The sequence below is a fragment of the Bacteroides sp. An322 genome, from assembly GCF_002161765.1.
Taxonomy (GTDB): Bacteria; Bacteroidota; Bacteroidia; order Bacteroidales; family Bacteroidaceae; genus Phocaeicola; species Phocaeicola merdavium.
This window is the reverse complement of sequence record NZ_NFIN01000005.1, coordinates 152,363-174,145: the sequence shown is the minus strand read 5'-3', so window position 1 is coordinate 174,145 and position 21,783 is coordinate 152,363. Positions and strand designations below refer to the sequence as shown.

At 46.6% G+C, this 21,783-nt stretch carries 16 protein-coding genes; 2 read left to right on the top strand and 14 right to left on the bottom strand.

Translation table 11 applies throughout. The features are described 5' to 3' along the window. Positions 1-142: 142 nt before the first annotated feature. The 10 genes from B5F91_RS04630 to B5F91_RS04585 form a co-directional block, all read right to left on the bottom strand. On the bottom strand, positions 143-1,015 hold the full coding sequence (locus tag B5F91_RS04630) for a mechanosensitive ion channel domain-containing protein (RefSeq protein ID WP_087427938.1): 873 nt from the start codon (positions 1,013-1,015) through the stop codon (positions 143-145). 197 nt (positions 1,016-1,212) lie between these two features. Then, on the bottom strand, positions 1,213-1,824 hold the full coding sequence (locus tag B5F91_RS04625; RefSeq protein ID WP_087427937.1) for an L-threonylcarbamoyladenylate synthase: 612 nt from the start codon (positions 1,822-1,824) through the stop codon (positions 1,213-1,215). A 98-nt stretch (positions 1,825-1,922) separates the two neighbouring features. Then, the gene (locus B5F91_RS04620) at positions 1,923-3,104 is read right to left on the bottom strand and encodes an FprA family A-type flavoprotein (protein WP_087427936.1); all 1,182 of its coding nucleotides are present in this window, start codon (positions 3,102-3,104) and stop codon (positions 1,923-1,925) included. A 29-nt stretch (positions 3,105-3,133) separates the two neighbouring features. Continuing rightward, a complete protein-coding gene (locus tag B5F91_RS04615; protein WP_087427935.1) occupies positions 3,134-4,063 on the bottom strand; it encodes a TIGR01212 family radical SAM protein in 930 nt (309 codons plus the stop codon). 225 nt (positions 4,064-4,288) lie between these two features. Continuing rightward, on the bottom strand, positions 4,289-5,746 hold the full coding sequence (locus B5F91_RS04610) for a glycosyl hydrolase family 28 protein (protein WP_087427934.1): 1,458 nt from the start codon (positions 5,744-5,746) through the stop codon (positions 4,289-4,291). A gap of 188 nt (positions 5,747-5,934) precedes the next feature. Next, a complete protein-coding gene (locus B5F91_RS04605) occupies positions 5,935-7,302 on the bottom strand; it encodes a glycoside hydrolase family 27 protein (RefSeq protein ID WP_087427933.1) in 1,368 nt (455 codons plus the stop codon). 101 nt (positions 7,303-7,403) lie between these two features. Beyond that, entirely contained in the window at positions 7,404-9,185 is a 1,782-nt protein-coding gene (locus tag B5F91_RS04600) for a RagB/SusD family nutrient uptake outer membrane protein (RefSeq protein WP_087427932.1), read from the bottom strand. A gap of 15 nt (positions 9,186-9,200) precedes the next feature. Continuing rightward, positions 9,201-12,497: a TonB-dependent receptor gene (locus tag B5F91_RS04595; protein ID WP_087427931.1), complete on the bottom strand. Its 3,297-nt coding sequence runs from the start codon at positions 12,495-12,497 to the stop codon at positions 9,201-9,203. Between the two features lie 151 nt (positions 12,498-12,648). After that, positions 12,649-13,647 (bottom strand): FecR family protein, encoded by a 999-nt coding sequence (locus B5F91_RS04590; protein WP_087427950.1) that lies wholly within the window; start codon positions 13,645-13,647, stop codon positions 12,649-12,651. A 23-nt stretch (positions 13,648-13,670) separates the two neighbouring features. Beyond that, positions 13,671-14,276 (bottom strand): RNA polymerase sigma-70 factor, encoded by a 606-nt coding sequence (locus tag B5F91_RS04585; RefSeq protein ID WP_087427949.1) that lies wholly within the window; start codon positions 14,274-14,276, stop codon positions 13,671-13,673. Positions 14,277-14,601: 325 nt separating this feature from the next. Here B5F91_RS04585 and B5F91_RS04580 point away from each other — a divergent pair, with 325 nt between their 5' ends. Continuing rightward, positions 14,602-14,961, top strand: a complete 360-nt coding sequence (locus tag B5F91_RS04580) for a BlaI/MecI/CopY family transcriptional regulator (protein WP_087427930.1) — start codon at positions 14,602-14,604, stop codon at positions 14,959-14,961. A gap of 1 nt (position 14,962) precedes the next feature. Continuing rightward, positions 14,963-16,525, top strand: a complete 1,563-nt coding sequence (locus B5F91_RS04575; protein WP_087427929.1) for a M56 family metallopeptidase — start codon at positions 14,963-14,965, stop codon at positions 16,523-16,525. Between the two features lie 122 nt (positions 16,526-16,647). On the opposite strand, the gene B5F91_RS04570 is transcribed toward B5F91_RS04575, so the two are convergent. From B5F91_RS04570 to B5F91_RS04555, 4 genes are all read right to left on the bottom strand, one after another. Then, positions 16,648-17,586: an exopolyphosphatase gene (locus tag B5F91_RS04570; protein WP_087427928.1), complete on the bottom strand. Its 939-nt coding sequence runs from the start codon at positions 17,584-17,586 to the stop codon at positions 16,648-16,650. Beyond that, positions 17,583-19,652, bottom strand: coding sequence for an RNA degradosome polyphosphate kinase (locus B5F91_RS04565; protein WP_087427927.1), 2,070 nt, complete (start codon positions 19,650-19,652; stop codon positions 17,583-17,585). The genes B5F91_RS04570 and B5F91_RS04565 overlap by 4 nt, the downstream gene beginning before the upstream one ends. Positions 19,653-19,818: 166 nt before the next feature. Then, on the bottom strand, positions 19,819-20,937 hold the full coding sequence (locus tag B5F91_RS04560) for a glycosyltransferase family protein (protein WP_087427926.1): 1,119 nt from the start codon (positions 20,935-20,937) through the stop codon (positions 19,819-19,821). Next, positions 20,934-21,737 carry a UDP-2,3-diacylglucosamine diphosphatase gene (locus B5F91_RS04555; RefSeq protein WP_087427948.1) on the bottom strand — a complete coding sequence of 268 codons (804 nt, stop codon included), beginning with the start codon at positions 21,735-21,737 and terminating at the stop codon, positions 20,934-20,936. The genes B5F91_RS04560 and B5F91_RS04555 overlap by 4 nt, the downstream gene beginning before the upstream one ends. Positions 21,738-21,783: the final 46 nt, after the last annotated feature.

Genomic DNA, 21,783 nt, shown 5'->3' with positions numbered 1-21,783 from the left:
GGTTAAGATTGCCGCCATTTACACATCGGACATCAAATGGAGAGACTACTACTTACCGGACGATGAAATCGTTTAAGGTTTGTTAGTACATTTATCACCACACGGAGATAAATTAATCTGTGACGAAAAATCTGTACACCATTCAGTCTTTCGCCTGATGCACCGTAAGTTGCGGGAACGGGAAACCGATGCCTTCTTTGTTGAAGGTTTCGTAAACAATCTTATTCATATCGAAATAGACATCCCAATAATCGGAAGTCTTTGCCCATGCGCGTACTTTGATATCCACACTACTTGCCGACAATGCGCCCAAGGCAATCATCGGGGCTGGGTCTTTCAGGATACGCGGGTCGGCATCAATGATGCGCTGGAGCACGGCTTTCACCTTATCGAAATCTTCTCCGTATTCCACTCCGAACACCCATTCGGCACGACGTGTTTCCTGCTTGCTGTAGTTGGTAATGGCATTGCTGCTCAACAAGCCGTTAGGCACATAAATCAAACGGTTATCTACCGTGGTCAACACCGTATGGAAGATTTGGATTTCCTTCACCGTACCGCTTTCGTCATTCGGTCCATCGATGTAATCGCCTACCTTGAAAGGCTTGAAAACCAAGATAATCAGCCCGCCCGCAAAGTTCGACAGATTGCCCGACAGAGCCATACCGATAGCCACACCTGCCGAAGCCAACAGAGCCGCAAGACTGGTGGTTTCTACACCCAGCTTGCTGATAACCGCAAAGGCGAGTACCAAGTTGAGCAACAAGCTTACCAAGCTCTCTAAAAATGTCTGTACGCTGATTTCCAACTTGCGCCGTTCCAATATCTTCCGGAACAAGCGATTGATTTGCTTGATGACAAAACGCCCTACAACGAAGATAATCAAAGCAGCCAAGATATTCTTCCCCGCTTCGATGCTCCAATTTAATAACTTGTCGAGCAATTGCTCAACATTAACCAATTTTGTTTCCGCTTCCGCCGCCAGCAAAAGCGAAGCTAATGATGATAAAAACATAATGTAACTTTTTATAATGAAAATCAGAAACGCAGATTATAATATAGAATGTCCGCAAATATCCAATGTATCTGTGGACGCATTCGGGCAGGCAAACCCTGCCCCTACACGCTATTTGATAAAATGCGGACATTTTCATATAATAATTTAATCTAAATCTGCGTGAATCTGCGCTAATCTGCGTTTCAAAAACAAATTCACTCTATCAGTTCTCCTTTTCCTTGCCGCACTATCTCCGGCACATCTTCATAACAATTTATTACGGTAGAAGGTTCAATACCGCCTATGCCTCCATCGATAACCAAGTCTACTTCATCACCGAATTTCTCGTCTATCAGTTCCGGGTCGGTGGCATATTCGATGTCTTCTCCTTCACGCAGGGGCAAGGTGGTGGTCAATATCGGAGCATCCAGCAAGCGGCATATCTCACGGATAATCTCATTGCCGGGCACACGAATGCCCACTTCTTTCCGGTTGCGGAATATCTTGGGCAAACGGCTATCGGCTTTCAGGATAAAGGTAAATGGACCGGGCAGGTTGCGTTTCATCAGCTTGAAAGTGGCATTGCCCACCTGTGCGTATTCGCTGATGTTGCTCAGGTCGTAACAAATAATGGAAAGATTGTTCTTCTTGGGATTCAAGTCCTTCAACCGGCAAATCTTCTCGATAGGACGTTCTTTCAAGGCATGGCATCCCATGGCATACATCGTGTCGGTGGGATAGATGATAATCCCCCCGTCGTTCAGGATGTCAACGATGCGTTGCAACACCTTCGGGTCGTTGTTCTTGTCGTATAGTTTCTGTAACATAAACGTTTTTAGTTGATAGTTGATAATTGATAGTTGATAGTTAATAATTGAAAGTGCCAGCTAACTATCAACTATCAATTATCAACTATCAACTATCTTTACGCTTTCAGCCTTTCCGCCATCGCCTTCGCCAGTTCTTTCGCCTGACGGGCGGTGTCTTCACTCATGCTTTGCTTCATCTCTACCGGATTGCCCACTAACTCGAACTTCAGCTTCTCGGCATATTCCGCTAATTTCTTCACGGCTGCGCTTGCCCAGGTGAACGAGCCGAAATAGCCCATCACACGATTCTTCATCTCGCGCGCAGCTATCTTGCTCAACAAGGCTTCCATTTCGGGATAGAGGTTCATATTATAAGTAGTGCAGCCCACTATCAAGCCTTTGTAGCGGAAAATGTCCGCTAAGATGTACGAATGCGGGGTCTTCGACACGTTGTGCATCACGATGTTCTTGATGCCTTGCGCGCTGAGTTCTTCGGCAATGGTTTCGGCAAGCTCTTCGGTATTGCCATACATCGTGCCGTATGCGATAACCACGCCTTCCTCGCCTTCGTACCGGCTCAGGCGGTCGTACAGGTCAACCACTTGCGGAATCTTCTCGGTCCATACCGGCCCGTGGGTAGAGCAAATCATCCGGATGTCCAGCCCCTTGCATTTCTGCAACGCCTTCTGCACCGGATTACCAAACTTGCCCACGATGTTCGCGTAATAGCGGCGCATCTCGCCTTCGTAGATTTCGGTATTGATGTCCTTGTCGATGCATCCGCCGTTCAACGCGCCGAAGCAACCGAACGCGTCGCCCGAGAAGAGGATGCCTTCGGTCTCATCGAAAGTGACCATGGTTTCGGGCCAGTGCACCATCGGAATCAGGTAGAAGCGCAGGTTGTGATGTCCCAATTTCAGGAAATCACCTTCGCCCACCACGTAACGGTCTCCGCCTACGCCGTAGAAACCTTCCACCATGTCGAATGTCTTCTTGTTGCCCACCAACACGATGTCGGGATAATATTGCTTAATCAAAGCGATTGAGCCCGAATGGTCCGGCTCCATGTGATTAATAATCAGATAATTGATTTTACGGTCGCCGATTACCGACTTGATTTTCTTCAAGTACACCTCGAAGAAAGCCACGTCTACCGTATCTACCAACGCCACCATCTCGTCATCGGCTATCAGATAAGAGTTATAAGACACGCCGTATGGCAACGGCCACAAATTTTCGAACAACGTCTTCGAACGGTCGTTCACACCCACGTAATGTACGTTCCCTTTCAGTTTCATATTTGTTTAGTTTTTTAAGTTTATCCATTTTATTTTTGAAAAAACTTTCCTTGCCATGCGTCCCGTTCTTCCATCCGCTTGCGGAGGCGGGCGGTGAACTCGTAGTTTTTCATCCCCCAGTCGGGAGCTATCAAAAGTTCTTTAGGAGACTGGGATATGAAACGCTCCAGCACCAAGCCGGGACGCAAATGTTCGATATAGTCTATCACCAAGTCGATATACTCGTCCGCCGTGTAGAGGTGGAAGTTTTCGGGATGTCCGGCATACTCCTGCCCCATGCGCGTACCTTTTATCAACTGAAGCTGGTGCAACTTCAAGGTCGTGAGCGGAAGGCGCGACAAAATCCCAGCCTGACGAATCACCTTCTCTCTCTCCGCCTCGCCTGGAAGCCCCACGATGACATGCCCTCCCGTGCGGATGCCCCTTGCCGCCGTACGCCTCACCGCGTCCTCCGTACAGGCGAACGTATGCCCGCGGTTAATGCGGCGCAACGTCTCGTCATCGGTGCTTTCTATCCCGTATTCAACAAGCAAGAAGGTGCGTTTGTTCAGTTCCGCAAGATAATCCAGCAAAGCGTCGGGCATACAGTCGGGACGGGTCCCGATGACCAGCCCCACCACGTCTTCCACTCCCAACGCTTCTTCATACATCCGCTTCAATTCGCCCACCCCGGCATACGTATTCGTATATGCCTGAAAGTAAGCCAAGTATTTCATCTCCGGATATTTCTTGGCAAAGAACACCTTCCCCTCTTCTAATTGGCGGGTAATGCTCTTTTCCGTCCGGCAATAGTCGGGATTAAACGTCTGGTTATTGCAATACGTGCATCCGCCATAGCCCTTCGTCCCGTCCCGGTTGGGGCAGGTAAAGCCCGCATTCAGCGAAATCTTCTGCACCTTGAAGGGGAACAGTTCCGCCAAAAAGCCCGAAAAATCTCTATAACGCGCACGCTTGTCCATACCGAATCTGTTTTTTACCGCCACAAAGATACGAGTTTTTTAATGAAGAATGAAGAACTTTTGATAGTTAATAGTGAATAATGAACAGTTAATAACAGAGGGTGTCCGTCACGCCGGATTTGTAATCACGGGCGGTCGGAAGATTTACAGACTGCGAAAGCTTCCCCACGGCGTGGGCACGGAATCCGGCGTAACAGGAGATGCCGCACGAATAATTTTCAATTCTCAATTTTCAATTTCCAACACTTCCTCTTTCACCCCCTCGTCCGCTTCTTGCAAGCCGCTTTTCCGCAGCACCACTTGCCCGCCCCGCTTCGTTTCGGGCAAATCGATGTCCGTAAGGCTCAAGCCGCTTACCCGGTCGAATACGAAAGCGGGACGGAAATCGTCCTCCTTCAGGCGCAGACGGATATCCTTCATCCGAATCCCTTTGACGTGGCGCACGTAAAAGCCCCACGAAGGCAACTCCTCGAACATCGTAAATTCGGGATACCCCTTCACGTTCTCCGGCACATCCTCCAGCCTGCTCAACGGCATATACGCCATGCCCTTCGACGCGCGCCCCGGATAGACAATCTCGATATTCTCCAGCGTCACATCCTCGACGGCATGTCCCGGTATGCCCGATATCGAAGCGGGAAACGGATTATGGAAAAACGTCACCGCCGGTCCCCGCAAATCATAATCGATATCCGGACGCCCGAAAGGCACTTCCACATACAGGTTCTTCACCGTCACATTGCGCACACGTCCGGGCTTCTCTCCCGAACGATGCCCTAAGCGGATGAAAAGCGCATTGCCCGTATGGAGCGCACGGACATTGGAAATGTGTATGTTCTCTATCTCCGCCCCGTCGACCGACTCTATGGCTATCGCCGAGCGGAACGTGTCTTTCACCCAAATGCTGTCTATCGTCACGTTCTTGAAGCCTCCCGCCGACTCCGTGCCGAACTTGATGGCACTGGCACTGCTCACGATGCGGCAATTCGAAACGCGCACATCCTTGCAATCGCTGATATCGATTCCGTCGTTGTTCCAATAAGCCCGGTTCTCCACCCGAAGGCTGTCCAGCGTAAGGCGGGAACACTGTTCGAACGAAAGCCCCCATGCCGCACTGCTCCCTGCCCAGATATTCCTGATGCCCACGTCCGCACACCGGCGCATGTAAACCAATTTCGGGCGTGTATTGGGACGCTTGCGGTAGGTATTATAATGCGGGTCAACCAATTCTCCGGTATGATGCAGGCTGTCAATCGCCAAAGCCAGTTCCCTGCCCTGCCCGTCTACCGTGCCATACCCCATGATGCCGATACGTTCCGCCCCGTCGGCATAAATCAACGCCTGATTGAAATGGTCATCATTTACTTTCAAATCACTTTGCGGTTCAACATGCGGATAATCGTACGGGCTGGTGCTCCCCAACAATACGGCGCCGCGTTCCAAGTAAAGCGTCACGCCCGACTTCAATTGCAGACTTCCCGTCAGATAGCGTCCGGCAGGGAAATACGCCTGCCCTCCCCCGTGCGCATGGAGTTCATCGATAACCCCTTGCAAACATTCCGTATTCAACGTTTTCCCGTCGCCCACGGCACTGTGATAAGTAACGTCTAAAACTGTATTTTGTGCAACAATTTTTATTGCAAAACAAAAGCTGATAATCAAAAAGACAATTTTATGTTTCATAATTAGAGTGATTCAATTTCACAAAGCAAAGATAACATTTAAAATTGACAATCAACTTTTGAATGAAGTATTTCCAAGCGAGCAACATTCTTCATTAATCAATTTTCTGTTAAGAGGGTGTATCAAAATGAAAAAACAGCTTCCATTTCGATACACCCTCTCTTCTAAAGTAGCCTTAACTCTAATTATCATTTGAATTTATACAATCCACAAGCATGAGGATTCAGCTTCACACCAAAATCATTAGATACTTTGCCAAGCGATTCTCCAGTCCACATATTCACCACTTCTACATCGCCGTTCAACCCGATTGACTTCAAGTTTACAGAAATTTCCATGTTTTTCTTATCATCCGAAATGTTGAACAAAGCCAAATAAACTTCACCTGTATTCGGATTACGTGAAGAAATTCCTACTTTCTCTGCATCTTGGAATAACTGGAAAACATCTGTACTTTCCCGATGCATCCGCAATACTTCTTCATTGGTCAATAAAGACAAAGTAAACTCATCATTACTGGGCAAATCCCCTCCAAACATCAACGGAGAACGGAAAATAGTGAACAAAGTCATCAGCGAATATTGTTCGTCAGGAGTAAGACGGGGCATACGCTCTTCTCCTCTTTCCCCACGGATAGAAATACGCCCCAAGGGAATCATATCACAATCGGGCCATGTACCCGGTGCTATATAAGGATACCATTGCTGGCTCACTTCGAGCAGATGTTTGACATCACGCCACAAGTCCCAGACATCATCTACCATGCGCCACATATTGGCATGTTCCTTTACATGGGCAGCCGCTTCTATCGGTGTTTCTCCGGGCGAAATGCTCAAAACAATAGGACGTCCACACTGGTCTATCGCATTACGCACCAATTCGATTTCACCTTGATGATAAGGACGGCTTATATCATCTATTTTCACGAAATCCACACCCCATTCTGCATACATATCAAAAATAGAATTATAATATTCTTGAGCACCCGGACGGTCTGCGACAATCGTGTAATTATCACGCAACCAACGGCATTGCTGGTCTGTACTATAAATTTGGTCGGCTGTAATACCATCTGTTCCTTTTATCGGAAGTTTTTTCGCAACGGCTTCCTTGGGGATACCACGCATGATATGGATACCGAATTTCAGCCCTTTCGCATGTACATAATCTGCCAATTCTTTGAATCCTTTCCCATCAGCAGCCGAAGGAAAACGGTTTACAGCAGGCTGGTAACGTCCGAATTCATCAAGAACATAACGGGGGTCTGTCTGATTGTATCCGCCAGCCTTGTCATTTTCCACAAACCAACGTATATCTACCACAATATATTCCCAACCATACTTCTTCAGCTTTTCAGCCATATAATCAGCATTCGCCTTTACTTCTTTCTCCTCTACCGTAGGTCCATAACAATCCCAACTGTTCCAGCCCATCGGAGGAGTTTGAGCCCATTCCTTAAATTCTCCTTTTGCAAAAGGTGCTGGTTTTTGTTCTTTTGCTGTATTACACGCCATCATTGTCAATGCGATAGCGGCACATAATAGTAAACGTTTCATCTTTCTAAATTTTATTGCATGATTCTTATAAAAAAGGCACAGAGATATCACTCATCCGCAAAATCTCTGTGCCTTCCGAGTTATTTACCTAAAAACAACCTTTAATTGGTATATCCAGGATTCTGCGTTAAATTGGAGTTCTTTTCTATTTCCGAACGCATGATTGGCAACCAATACATCTTGTCATCCCACAAACGGTTTCCGCCTACATCACTCCGCAAGTCAGACACTTCATAAGTTTTGTGCCCATCCGGATGAAGTTTGACAGTAATGGCATGCATCATTCTGCCCAAATACTTGTCAGCTTCTTTCCAACGGCGGACATCATAATAGCGATGCTCCTCAAACACCAATTCAATACGGCGTTCATGTTTGATATCTTCCAATAATTGCTCACCCGAAGAAACAATATCAGGCATTCCCGCACGGTTACGGACTTTATTCACCGCCGTGCGTGCCTTGTTCTCATCTCCTGCATGATACCACGCCTCAGCCTGGTTCAAATACAATTCTGCCATACGAATCCATATCCAGTTCTTTGCACTGAAGTTATACGAATTTCCTACATAACTTTCGTCCATAAACTTCTTCATATTATATCCCGTAGGCGAAGTGTTCCAGTCATCCCTGCCATATCGGGTATCCTGCCCTCCTCCTGTTTCATTGCCACTGGCATCTACCGTAAAATAAGTCTCCAGAGTTCTTTCTTTCCAAGGAGCGCCATCATAAAGGATGCTTGCATAAAAACGTGGGTCACGGTTTTCGTAAGGAGAAGCAGCCATTTCCGGATTTGCCCAATTGAAAGGTTCAGCCTGAGTCAGCCCTGCATCCACCACCTCATAATCATCTACCAATTCCTGAAGCGGGCAATTTCCGCCCCATCCTCCCCAACCGTTCGGGAAGTTCCATTGCTCTAATGATGAAAGGTTCTCGCCCAAATTGCTTGCCGTACCCATACGGGCAAACAAGACTTCTGTATTTGCAGAGGTATTGTCAAGGAATATATTCTGGTAATTAGCTGCCAAGTCTTCCACACTCTTCGATGAGGTTTCCAACAATTTGTATCCTGCCGCTTCTGCCGCAGTTACGGCTGCATCCGCTGCTTCTGCTGCTTTCTGCCAACGGTTAGGGTCAGGATTCGTATAACCTATTTCCGGCATTGCTACATTTTCATTCATCAACGGGCTTGCCGCATAAAGCAAGATACGGGCTTTTAAGGCAAGAGCAGCCACACTGGTTGCCCGTCCATAGTCATTTCCGCTATAAGTAGCAGGCAACTCTTCGGCAGCCTGGTCTAACTCAGACACCATAAAATCTACACAATCTTCATACGAAGCACGTACTTGCTGCTTGATTTCATCGACATCATTAATCGTAAAGCTTTTCGTAATCAAAGGTACACCACCCCAACGCATAATCAAATCGTTATATTCGAACACACGCAAGAAACGGACTTCCCCTTTCAAACGGTTTTTCATTTCCTCATCGGTAAAAGAAACATTGTCAATACGTTCAAAGAATATATTACAATTTGTAATATTATTCCATTTAGTCGCCCACGAACGGTTATCCCAACCATACCAACCGCCGTTCATACGCCCTAAGTCACTTGGACTTACACGGGCAAAGTTATGAACTTCACAACCGCGTAACCAGGTCAGTTCTGTCTCATCCACAATCGAACTTTGCATAGACTCCGTCCATCCATGCCCGACCTGATTATAACGGGAATTGACAAAAGCCTGCACCAATACAGGGTCAGACCACAATTGGTCTTCACCGATTTCGGTCAACGGAGCCTTATCCAGAATATCTGAACAAGAAGACATTACAGGAGCTGCAAGCACTCCTATAATCATATATTTAATCAATGAGTTTTTCATATCGCATTACAGATTTTAGAATGTTACATTAATACCGAAGTTATATACTTTTGACTGCGGCGTATTCCATGCAGCCCATCCTTGGCTGTTTTCCTGAGTTTCCGGATCTATGTTCTTTATCCCCGTAATCGTAAACAAGTTATAGCCGCTTAAAGAAAGACGCACTGCAGTAAACGGAGTTTTCTTCAACCATGATTTCGGGAAATCATAAGCCAATTCGATGCTTTTCAAGCGCAAATAAGAAGCATTGTCCAACCACATTGTATTCCGATAACTTCCTGCACCTGTTACAGTTGCATCCCGATTATAAGTCCGAGGATATTCTGCGTTGATATTATCCTCCGTCCAACGGTTTTCATAGAAATCTTTTGTAAAGTTACCGATTGTACCTGCTTCCATAAACGTATATTGCCAAACTTGTGCAGCCCCTTGCCACAACATATTCAGGCTCCAGTTCTTATAGCTTGCGCCCAAATTGATGCCATACATAATACGGGGTACAGCAGGTTTGTCTTGACGCACTTTATCATCGCCATCGATGATGCCATCTCCGTTTATATCTTTAAGCCGGACATCACCGACACGGGTTTCTGCCAAATGCGGATAAGCATCCAATTCTTCTTGAGTACGGAAAATGCCATCTGCCTCATACATCAGATACATATCGCCATCTGTCCCGATAGACAATCCTGTACGGCGTTGCCAAGGCAAAGTCTCAGAAGGTTCATCAATGAAATCAATCGTACTGTGGTTATAGGTAAAGTTACCGCTTGCCATTACCCGCCAATCTTGATTAATCTGCTTGGCAAATCCCAAGGTGAGTTCTGTACCGATATTCGAACAGATACCAATGTTCTCATCGGGAAGTGTCAGACCAGCATATTCAGGAATAGCCGCATTACGGGTAGCCAAGATGTTGTTGCGTTTTGTCTTGAAGAAATCAGCTTCGAAATTGAAATAGTTCAAGAATTTCGCTTCAATACCGACATTGTAGGTATTGGCTACTTCCCATGTAATATTCGGATTGGCTGTACGCAACAACCAAAGCCCGTTATTGATGACCCCGCCATTCAGGATAGCCGGATTATCATAGGTATAAGCAGTCATATATTGGAAAGCTGATACTTTATCATTACCCATCTGTCCCCACGATGCACGGATTTTCAAATAATCCATCCATTCCACGTTCTCTTTCCAGAAATCTTCTTCCGAAATTCTCCAACCGATTGACACACCCGGGAAGAAACCGAACCGATTCCCTTTCGGGAAGTTTTCAGAACCATCATAACGCCAATTAAACTGGAACAAGTATTTCCCTGCATAATCATAGTCTAAACGGCCAAAATAATTCATACGTGCCGTTTCACTCGCATTACCATTATTGGTTGCAGAATTGGCATCTCCGGCAAACAATTCATCCAAAGAAGAAGAGATAAAATCCTGACGGCGCGCCTGCATATAGTCGTATCTGCTCTTATATTGTTCGTAAGCGACAAATACATTCAGATTATGCACCTCATTGAATGTACGCTTATAATTCAAACGGGCATTCATCGTTATACCCAGCGTCTGATGCATATTCTGGTCCAGTATATTCTGTCCCTGTTCCTGTGCCTGATAAGTATCCCCAACCTGCTGGTACAAGTAATATTTCTTTTGGAAATTCTTATAGAACACATCCGCACGGTCTATGTATAAACCCGCATCAATCGACAAGCCTTCGGTTATCCAAGGCAAATCCCAATGAAGGGTCAGGTCGGCATTCAAATACGACTGACGGTCACGCTGATAGCCCGATGTCCCGTCAACTCCTGTAGCCGGAGAGAAATTATCTTGCGAAGAAGACACGTTTCCATAATTGGTACCGGGGAACCAAATATTCACCATCGGATTGTATTTAAGCAGGTAACGCCAGATGTCTTCCGAACCGGTGATAGGAGAATTACGGTCTTCCTGACGGAATGCCACATTCAAACCTACTTTTACGTCTTTATGCGGGGTAAAGTCAATATTGGTACGGAAATTATACTGGCTATAGTTACTTGCACTGTTTTTATAATAGTTATCCTGATATTTATAACCCAACGATGCATAAAAACTGATATACTTTCCGCCAGCTGATGCTGATACGTTATGTTGGGTCAAGACCGCTTGTTTCAACATGACATCAAGCGCATTCACATTGGGATAGTTCAGCGGGTCACTTCCGTCCTTAAACTTCTGTATATCCTCATTCGAATAACTTCCCGGAGTAATTTCGTTCAGCAACTCCGCATATTGCCACGATTCGCACATATCGGGCAAAATGGTCGGCGAACTGATACCTACATTTCCATTATAATTAATGGTAAGGCGGTCTGAACTTCCGCGCTTGGTCGTTACAAGTACCACACCATTAGCAGCACGCGAACCGTAGATAGCAGCCGATGCATCCTTCAGAATCGTAATGCTTTCAATATCATTGGGGTCAATACGTCCCAAACTTCCGGCACGGTCTGCCACTCCATCCACTACAATCAACGGAGAAGCGTCGCCCGTCGTACTTGCACCGCGTATCAGCAAACCGGCATCGTCATAACCCGGCTCACCGCTACGGTTATAAGAAATCAATCCCGGCAAACGGCCTGCCAAAGTATTGGTAATGTTGGGTGTAGGCACTTTCGACAAATCACTACCCTTCGTACTTGCCATAGAACCTGTAACCGATACTTTCTTTTGTGTACCATAACCCACAACGACCACCTCGTCCAGCTTTTCGGTATCTTCACGCATCGTGATTCTCGCCAAGTCCTTGTCGCTGGCTTTTAAAGACAATGTTTCATAACCGACATACGAAATGTCCAACGTTGCGTTCTCCGGGACATCCTGCAATACATACTTTCCGTCCAGGTCTGTAATCGTACCCGTACTTGTCCCTTTTACGACAACACTGGCTCCGATTACCGGGTCGCCATTCTCGTCTACGATAACACCCGACACCGTTTTAACGGGCACATTTCCCTGCGGCTTTTGTTCAAGTGAAGCATTTCGCAAGAATACCCTTTGTTTTCCGATTTCAAACGTAATGCCTGTCCCGGCAAAGAGCCGTTTCAAGACATCCGCCAATTCTTCCTGATTGGCACTTACACTTACGATTTTTCCCGGATTCACCGCTGGGCGGCTATAAGCTACCGATAACCCCGTCTGCTGGGTTATCTCGTTGAAAACAGTCTCCAGCTTTACTTTCTGGAGATTCATGGTCACCTTTTGGGCATACACTGAAAACCCTGATGCCGCAAAAAAGCATAATGCAAAAAGGAATCTGCGTTTCATGAATTAGATTTTTAATTGGTTTTACATTAAAATTTGTTTTTCATCCTATAGACACATGAACAAGAAAAAAGAATGAGGGAAAATGTCATTTTTTCACATTTTCCCTCATTTTTTCTTTCAATGCCACTCAAACACAGGCATAACCAGCCCCTTATATGCCTACAGCCTTTACCTTCACCAGCCTTTCCTTAGCATTGTATTCAAAAACCAGCGGCGTAATCTTTTCCAAATAACAAAGCACATTCTCCAATATCGTCTGCTCGGAAGTCAACGTAATCAACAAGTCCTGGGGCATCTTCCCTATCACTTCAAAATCCACATCATACCAACGGTGAAGTTTAGTCATAACCTCCGACAACGGCGCATCGTCAAATACGATTATATCTTGTTTCCACATGGACAAATAGCGCATGTTCTTCCCCTCCAAAATCTGGTAAACATCATGCTTTTTGTCATAAACCGCCTGTTGCCCAGGCAATACCGGAACTTCCTTTTCCGATGCAAGATGCATGCAAATCTTACCTTCATCCAAAGAAACCGTGATTTTATCGTCTTCCGGATAATCCTGTATATTAAAAGATGTGCCTATCACATGGATAGAAGGGCCACCCAAGTGCACCCTAAACGGACGCTTTTCGTTTTTCGAAACCACAAAATAAGCCTCGCCCGAAAGCTCTACCTCGCGCGAGTCCAATCCGAATTTCTTAGGATAACGCAGACGGGTATCCGAATTGAGATAGACCTTAGTCCCGTCTTGAAACATCATCTGCAAACGTTCGCCCTTGGGAACATAAACCTCTTCGTAACCTGTATCGCCAAACAATTCCACCCGGGAATCCACTTGATAATACAAGCCCAATAACAAAACGAACGGAAGCACTACCGCCGCCACACGGAACAGCATGCGATGCACACGATACCTGCGTATCTGTTTCTTAATCCGCCTCCAAACCTCTTCGGATGGTATTGCATGAGGGACATACAAATCCTCATTCCCCGGACGTATCGACTTCATATCCAGGTCGAACGCTTCAGACAAGTATGCCGAACCCGCATCCGTGGCAAACCATTGCGCCACCCTCTTCGCTTCTTCTGCCGAAGCCAGTCCCGCCAAGACATCCGCTATTTGTTTATCAGTAGGTCTATCCATATTCCTTAATCCAATCTTTTCATTCAATTGACACTTTGGCATCCCCAAAGTACTACCACAATAACAATCATTAATAATTTAAGCAATTCCCTGCGCAACATCTTCAAGGCTTCCTGATAATGGGATTTCACCGTATTCACCGACACATGCAAACGGTCGGCAATCTCCTGATTCGACATATCCCCACGCAACTTCATCAGGCAAATCTCCTTCTTTTGAGGCGGAAGCTTGCTTAATTCCCTGTAAAACAAAGACATCTGCTCGCGCTTTTCCAACTTTTCCACCAAGTCATCCTCATACGCTGGAACCTGCTGGGCAATCTCGTATGCCTTCTCCAGCGCAGCATTCTCATTCCGTATCAGATTCAGCACATGATTCTTCGCCATAGTAAACAGGAAGTTCTTCAAGCTGACCCCAATACGCAATTCCCTCCGGTATTCCCACAACTTGACAAAGACATACTGCACCACGTCTTCCGCCCGAGCCTTATCCAGCAAGTAACGGTATGCCAATACATAAATCAACTTATTATATCGCCCGTAGACTATCGTAAAGGCTTTTTCATCGCCTTTCTGAACACGAGCGAACAATTCATCATCTGCTATATAGCTATCGGTTAACTTAAACATGGCAGTATTACATTTGCCTGCAAATATACACATAATTATAATAACCCGCCATACCAAAATACGACTATCAAGCGGAATTCCGAACACATACGGCTGCATCAGCCAACGAAGCCTGCTGCATCGGGCTACGAAGCTATATGAATCAGCCAACGCACCCGTATGCATTTATGTCAGCACCCGACTGACAAAAAGTCATCAATCGAATCAATGATGTCCAAACTCCTTTCTGAATGTAAAATACGAACTGTTTTAGTTATATTAACTATAAAGATTAGTTGAATAACTAAAACTTTTAGTTACTTTGCGGGAAAAGATTGGAAATGACATGAAGACGTTGACCGCAAAAGAAGAAGAAGTAATGGAACTTTTCTGGGAAAAAGGCCCGTTGTTCGTAAAACAACTCTTGGAGTTTTACGAAGAGCCGCGCCCGCACTTCAACACCTTGTCTACCGTGGTGCGGGGACTGGAGGAGAAAGGGTTCTTGGGGCATACCGCCTACGGGAATTCATACCAGTATTATCCTGTAGTGACGAAAGAAGATTTTAAGCGCAAGACGCTGAAAGGAGTCATCAGCAAGTACTTCAACAATTCCTACATGGGGGTGGTATCGTCGCTGGTAAAGGAAGAGGAGATTTCGATAGAAGAACTGAAGGAACTGATCCGGAAAGTGGAGGAAGGGAATTGATATGGGACTATTTTTCATTTACATACTGAAAGCATCGGTTTGCCTGGCTTTGTTCTACCTATTTTATAAGGTGTTGCTGAGCAAGGAAACGTTCCATCGGTTCAACCGGATGGCATTATTGGGCACCGTGGTCTTGTCGTTCTTTTTGCCCGCGATAAAGATTGCCGTGAGCGAACCTACGGCATTGAACCGCACGGTGTCCGACTTGGAAAGCCTGCTGATGTTAGCTGAACTCCATGCGGAAGCGGGAACTACGGAAACGGTTTCGCGGGTCGGATGGCAAGAAGCGGCGGTAGGCATCTACCTGATAGGCATCGTCTTCTTCTGCCTCAAAAACCTTACCGGCATCGGGCGGATGCTTATCCTCATCGGGCGGAGCCGGAAAGAGAAATTGGCGGACGGGAGCGTCTTGGTGCATTGTACGGAGAAAACCGCTCCGTTTAGCTGGATGAAGTATATCGTGGTGTCGGAGAAAGACCTGCAAGAAGACTACACACCAATACTGACGCACGAGCAAGCGCACATCCGCCTCCGCCATTCGTGGGACATCCTGATAGCGCAGGCGTGCATCATCGTGCAATGGTTTAATCCGGCGGCATGGCTCGTAAAGCAGGAACTTCAAGCCGTACACGAATACGAAGCCGATAGCGAGGTGCTCCGCCGGGGTGTAAACGCGAAGGAATATCAATTATTATTAATAAAGAAGGCCGTTGGCGCAAGGCTCTACTCTCTTGCCAACAGCCTGAATCACAGTTCACTTAAAAAACGTATCACTATGATGATGAGAAAAAAATCGAATCCGTGGGCACGCGCCAAGTACCTCTACGTACTTCCGCTGGCTGCAGTAGCTGTAGCCGCTTTTGCCCGTCCCGAAATCTCTGAACCATTGAATGAGATTTCACGTGTCAAAGTTACGGAATTTCCGGCAATATCCGATGCCGTAACGAGTGAAAGTATCGAAAAAGCCGATACTTTGCAAGGAAAACCAACAAAGATTGTCATTGTCGGGGATAAGGAGAATCCCGATAACAAGGAAGAACCCTACACAATGGTAGAACAAATGCCCCAATTTCCGGGCGGCATGAAAGCGTTGATGGAGTATATCAGCACCAACCTGCGCTATCCCGAAGAAGCTAAGCAAGAGAAGACAGAAGGAAGGGTCATCGCCCGTTTTACGGTGAAGGAAGACGGGAGCATCACGGACGTAAACATCGTGCGCGGCGTAAGCCCCAGCATCGATGCCGAAGCCGTGCGGGTGCTTTCAGGCATGCCTAAATGGCAACCAGGTATGCAAAACGGAAAAGCCGTACCGACCCTCTATACGGTTCCGGTAGTGTTCAAGCTGACTAAGGAAGGTTCAGCAAGCGATAGCACGACAATTTCTTTTGAACCACAAGGTGTATTGATTCTCGTTGACGGAAAAGAATTCCCTACAAAAGATTTGTTTAAACTGGATCCCAATACGATTGAGAAAGTAGAAGTATTGAAAGACCCGTCGAAAACCGCTCCTTACGGCGAGAAAGGCAAATTTGGCGTAATGCTGATTACGACCAAGAAGAAGTAATCACTTTTGAACACAGAGACACAGAGGCACAGAGTTTTTATGTAATTGAGAATAAACAATTAAAAATATTCCTCTGTGACTTTGTGCCTCTGTGTTCAATTATAATAAAGCACACGACATTCTCACTTTTCCGCCTCAATCGACTTGAGCGACTTTCCGCGCTCGCGCTCTTCTTTGCTTCCGGCATAAAGCCCGTCGATGATGCCGTCGGCAAGACCGATGGTGGGGACGTAGATGTATTTTGAGCCTAAGATACCAGCTATAGTCAGGAAAATGTTGCCCGCGGGCACGATGACATCCGCACGGTCGGGCTTCAGGCTGAACTTGTCCATACGCTCTTCTACCGAGAGGACGCTTAACTCATCGTATAAACCCTGAAGCGTCTCTACCTCCATGCGTTGCAATTTCTTGTCCTTCTTCTCCGCCAAGCGGTAGAGCTTGTTGATGTTTCCGCCCGAACCGATAATGTTCGTGTCGGGGTATTGACGGGCAAGTTCCGCCATGTCCTCCTTCAGGCGCGTCCATTCGCTTTCCTTCACCGCCTTGTTGAGCAAACGCACGGTACCGATGTTGTACGAACGGCTGCACTTCAACTCGCCTTGCGAAAGGAGGTTGATTTCGGTAGAGCCTCCGCCCACGTCTACATACAGATAGTTTCCGGTGCGGTCTTTCATATACTCGATGTGGTTGTTGTACACGATTTGCGCTTCTTCCTGCCCGCCGATAATCTCGATGTGGATGCCCGTCTTCTTCTCGATTTCCTTGATGAGTTCCATGCCGTTCTTAGCATCGCGCATCGCCGAAGTAGCACACGCCCGGTACTTCTGCACATCGTAAATCTTCATCAGGTAGGCATACGATTTCATGAGGCGCATCATATTCTTCCCTCTTTTCTCGGAAATCTTGCCTTTGCCGAACACGTCGAATCCCAACCGGAGAGGCACACGCAAGAGCAATTCTTTCGTGAACTTCGTTCCCGTCTCGCTTTCTTCAATCCGTTTCACCAACAAACGGGCGGCATTCGAACCGATGTCGATAGCCGCATAATTCATCTCTGTCATTCTTCTTCCTCGTTTTTAGATACATAGTAGTCATACAATGCTTCTTGCGAACGGAAAGGTGTTTCATCATCAGCCAAGGCATGGAAATCATTATCTCCCGTACCGTCTACGATGCGTCCCTGCAAGGTGTCTTTCAGCCCGTACTCTACCACGCGCTTCATTTCTTCCTTGATGTCGGGGTCGTAGACCGGCGTGATGACCTCTACCCGATGGTCGAGATTCCGGGGCATCCAGTCTGCCGAGCCGATGAATACTTTTTCCGCTCCGCCCGCCGCGAATACAAAGATACGGGAATGTTCCAAATATCGGTCAATAATTGCGTTAATTCGTATATTTTCGCTCACATCGGGCACATCGGTGACCAAAGAGCAATTGCCTCGCACCACCAAATCGATATCCACGCCCGCCTGCGAAGCCTCGTAGAGCTTCTCTACCATGACGGGGTCGGTGATGTGATTAATCTTGATTTTGATATATGCCGGCTTGCCCGCCTTCTTGTTCTTGATTTCATCCCGAATCAAGGCACAGAACTTGTTTTTCATCTCATTGGGCGATACTAATAACTCCTTGAACTTAACAGGAGAATAAGGACGCTCGATAAAGTCGAACACGGCATTCACGTCCTTCACCAAGCGGGGCGAGGCGGTCATGAGCATGCAATCGGTGTACATGCGCGCATTGCCTTCGTGGAAGTTTCCGGTACTGATGCAAGCGATGTCCGGTCCGCTCTTCATCTCGATATGCGTAATCTTGGAGTGCACTTTCAAGCCTTCCACACCGAAGATGACACGTACTCCCGCATCCTGCATCTTCTTCGACCAGTTGACATTGGAAGCCTCATCGAAACGTGCCAACAATTCGATAACTACCGTCACCTTCTTCCCGTTGCGGGCTGCGGCTATCAACGCCTTCACCACCTTCGATTCCTTCGCCAAGCGGTAGAGGGTAATCTTGATTCCGGTGACGTGCTTGCTCACCGCCGCTTCTTGCAACACGCGGATAAACGAATCAAAACTATGGTAGGGCACATGGATGAAACGGTCTTTTTGCTGAATTTTCTGAAGCAGGCTCTCCGGTCCGTCCAGGCTCTTGCGCAAGATAGGGCGCCAAGCGGGATATTTCAAATCCGTACGGTCGCAATCGGGGAAACCCATAAAATCTTTGTGGTTTTGATAACGCCCTCCAGCCATTACCGTATCGTTCTTGTCTACGTCCAGCTTGTTCAAGACCCGTTTCAACAAGTCTTTCGGCATGCTTGCATCGTAGAGCACACGCAACGGCTCGCCATGCTTCCGGCTTTTTACGCCTTTCAATATCTTCTGCAACGTGCCGCTATTGGCATCGTTATCAATTTCCATTTCCGCATCGCGGGTAAACTTGTAGGTATAGGCTTCGAAATGAGAATACCCCAATCCCTCGAACACCAAAGGCAAACAACACCGGATGACATCGTCCAGATACATCAGATAACGCTTCTCGCCTTGGTTCGGCAAACGGATAAAACGCCCGCAAAGCCCTACGGGCAACTCCAAAAAGGCATAATCGAACGCACGCGGAGCATCACCCTTACCCACCTTTACCGCCAGGTAGATATTCTCATCGTTCCCGAAATCGAGCGACCTGACCGTAGAGAACCAAATAGGAATGACGGTCCCGCTCAGTTTCGCCCGGTAGAAAGAATAAATGAATTCTTTTTGTTCGGGAGATATTTCAGTATTCGAAAGCAGATAAATGTTTTCTTTCCGAAGCTCTTCGGTGATATTGGCGATAGCTTCCCCATATTCCTTTACATAGCGGGCATTCAAGCGGGAGATTTGCTTAATCAGCTTCTTGGCATGTTCGCTCTCTTTTGCCGCCGACTTGTCTCCATATTCGGCAATACGGCTTTGCGAAGCCACACGCACGCGGAAGAACTCATCGAGGTTATTCGAATAAATTCCCAAGAAAGACATACGTTCCAACAAAGGCACATGCGGACGGCACGCTTCTTGCAAAATACGCCGGTTAAAGAACATCCAACTGACATCCCGGTCCAAATAAGGGGTTTTCTTTTTCTTCTGTACCATAGCAACACATTTTTTTGCAAAGAAAAGCAATTGATGTTACATTTCGGTTGCAAATCCAGAAAAAGAATCGCTAAATAAATATAATCAAGGGGTCTATAGCACACAGATAACACAGAAAGGCACAGAGGTACACAGATTTTTAAAACACCTTACCAACTGAAAAGCCTCAATTTCCTATAACCCCTTGATATAAATTCTTATAACTCGCCTTATACGTATATTTTTCCAATTCGCTCAAGATGACGTGGCGCGAAGAGCGTACCCATAGGGGGAAAGCCTGATTGGGCTGGAAATCCTTGGCGAATGCCAATAGCTTATCAAGGTTGAACCCCTCGTCCACAATTCCCGCACCGCTCAACATTGCATCATACGCATTGCATTCCTGCTCGATATGCGCCGGAACCATCAGAATCGGCTTACCCAAATACATGGCTTCGCAAATTGATTCGAATCCGGCGGTACTAGCGTATGCCTTGCATCCCGACATCTGACGCAAAAACTCACGGTCATCCAGCTGGTAGAACCATAACGTATCGTCCACCTTCTTGACAGGCTCTTCTTCCCAATGGTCCCAAAAGAAACGCAAAGGCACTTCGGGATGTTCCCCGTGCCAGCGGCACACGTATTCCGAGAAACCCGAATTGACCATATAGCCGTGGATATAATCCCCTTCTAACGGTTCTTGCTCGAACACCTCCTGACGCAACAAAGGCGGGATGATGCTCAATTTATGCCCGTCATCGTCTTTCATCTCACGGAACGAAAGCGCAAGCCTGCGCGAAGCTCCCAACGAAGTGAAACGGGTAAACATGTTCATCAGGAACGAGCTGCACCGGTTCTTGTCCGGCATCCGGAACTCTTTATGCAAGAACAGATATTGGTGTCCGATGCATACCATAGGGACCGAAGGACGGAAAAAGAAATACGTCAACCCGGTCAGCAATTCATAGAAATTGATGACCAAGTCCGCTCCCGTTTCCCGGATGCGCCGCCTGATGTAGCACATGCTCTCGATGTATTCGGGAGATTTCCATACATTATACAAGACGCTCCGGCTCAGATTAGCACGCCGATTGGCACGTGTAGGCAAGAAGTTAGGGCTTATAATATGCTTGATAGGGGCTTGAATGCTCCGGATAAAGAACCCCGGAAGCCTGCGTGATTCACTCTTTCCAACCAATACTTCCACAACTTCGTGACCATTTCCACGCAGCAGTTTCTCCATTGATATGGCTTGGGTCAGATGACCTCTCCCTTCTCCTTGAACTACAAACAATACTCTCATGACGCAACAGGTATAATTGATAATACTGATTCTTTTTCTTTCTTTAATTTCATTGCTTCGGTATAATACACTACCCTCCAACGGCCTTCTCCGTCTTCGGTAAGGGCAGAAAGCGTTTCCACCCAATCGCCCGAATTTAAATAATGAATGCCGTCTACCGTCCGGTCTTCCGGATGATGAATATGCCCGCATATTACGCCTTCGCATTTCCGGCTACGTGCAAATTCTACCAATACGGCTTCAAAATCGGAGATATACGATACGGCTTGTTTTACCTTCTGCTTGATAGCCTGCGACAAAGAATAATACGGCTTACCTTGTTTCAGACGGTATTTATTATAAATGCTGTTCATCTCCAGCAATAAAGTATAACCGATATCGCCCAGCTTCGCCAGCCATTTCATGCCCGATGTGACCTTATCAAACACATCCCCATGGGTTACGAAATAATGCTTTCCGTTGCTTTCCAAAATATAATCCTTCACAATGTGCAAATTAGCGAATTGCAACGGAATCAAGCTATCCAAAAAGTCATCATGATTTCCCCGCACATAGATAATCTCCGTCCCACATTTCTCCATCATCTTCATCAATATCTTAAAAAAGCGAGTATGTTCGGGCTTCCACTTACGCACGCCGGACTTCTTCAAACTCCAGCCGTCAATAATATCACCGTTCAATATCAGCCGGTCACAATCTACAGCACTCAGAAAATCGCTCACTTGATCCACTTTCGAATGAGAAGTCCCCAAATGGATATCCGAAAGCACCACCGTACGGTAATGCGGTCTCATGTTCATCATATCTGCCGATTTAATTCATTACAAAGAAAAACACATTTTTATT

Bases quoted from the DNA above. Each gene is read 5' to 3' on its own strand.
- B5F91_RS04630 (WP_087427938.1), bottom strand. From the start codon at position 1,015: ATGTTTTTATCATCATTAGCTTCGCTTTTGCTGGCGGCGGAAGCGGAA.
- B5F91_RS04625 (WP_087427937.1), bottom strand. From the start codon at position 1,824: ATGTTACAGAAACTATACGACAAGAACAACGACCCGAAGGTGTTGCAA.
- B5F91_RS04620 (WP_087427936.1), bottom strand. From the start codon at position 3,104: ATGAAACTGAAAGGGAACGTACATTACGTGGGTGTGAACGACCGTTCG.
- B5F91_RS04615 (WP_087427935.1), bottom strand. From the start codon at position 4,063: ATGGACAAGCGTGCGCGTTATAGAGATTTTTCGGGCTTTTTGGCGGAA.
- B5F91_RS04610 (WP_087427934.1), bottom strand. From the start codon at position 5,746: ATGAAACATAAAATTGTCTTTTTGATTATCAGCTTTTGTTTTGCAATA.
- B5F91_RS04605 (WP_087427933.1), bottom strand. From the start codon at position 7,302: ATGAAACGTTTACTATTATGTGCCGCTATCGCATTGACAATGATGGCG.
- B5F91_RS04600 (WP_087427932.1), bottom strand. From the start codon at position 9,185: ATGAAAAACTCATTGATTAAATATATGATTATAGGAGTGCTTGCAGCT.
- B5F91_RS04595 (WP_087427931.1), bottom strand. From the start codon at position 12,497: ATGAAACGCAGATTCCTTTTTGCATTATGCTTTTTTGCGGCATCAGGG.
- B5F91_RS04590 (WP_087427950.1), bottom strand. From the start codon at position 13,647: ATGGATAGACCTACTGATAAACAAATAGCGGATGTCTTGGCGGGACTG.
- B5F91_RS04585 (WP_087427949.1), bottom strand. From the start codon at position 14,276: ATGTTTAAGTTAACCGATAGCTATATAGCAGATGATGAATTGTTCGCT.
- B5F91_RS04580 (WP_087427930.1), top strand. From the start codon at position 14,602: ATGAAGACGTTGACCGCAAAAGAAGAAGAAGTAATGGAACTTTTCTGG.
- B5F91_RS04575 (WP_087427929.1), top strand. From the start codon at position 14,963: ATGGGACTATTTTTCATTTACATACTGAAAGCATCGGTTTGCCTGGCT.
- B5F91_RS04570 (WP_087427928.1), bottom strand. From the start codon at position 17,586: ATGACAGAGATGAATTATGCGGCTATCGACATCGGTTCGAATGCCGCC.
- B5F91_RS04565 (WP_087427927.1), bottom strand. From the start codon at position 19,652: ATGGTACAGAAGAAAAAGAAAACCCCTTATTTGGACCGGGATGTCAGT.
- B5F91_RS04560 (WP_087427926.1), bottom strand. From the start codon at position 20,937: ATGAGAGTATTGTTTGTAGTTCAAGGAGAAGGGAGAGGTCATCTGACC.
- B5F91_RS04555 (WP_087427948.1), bottom strand. From the start codon at position 21,737: ATGAACATGAGACCGCATTACCGTACGGTGGTGCTTTCGGATATCCAT.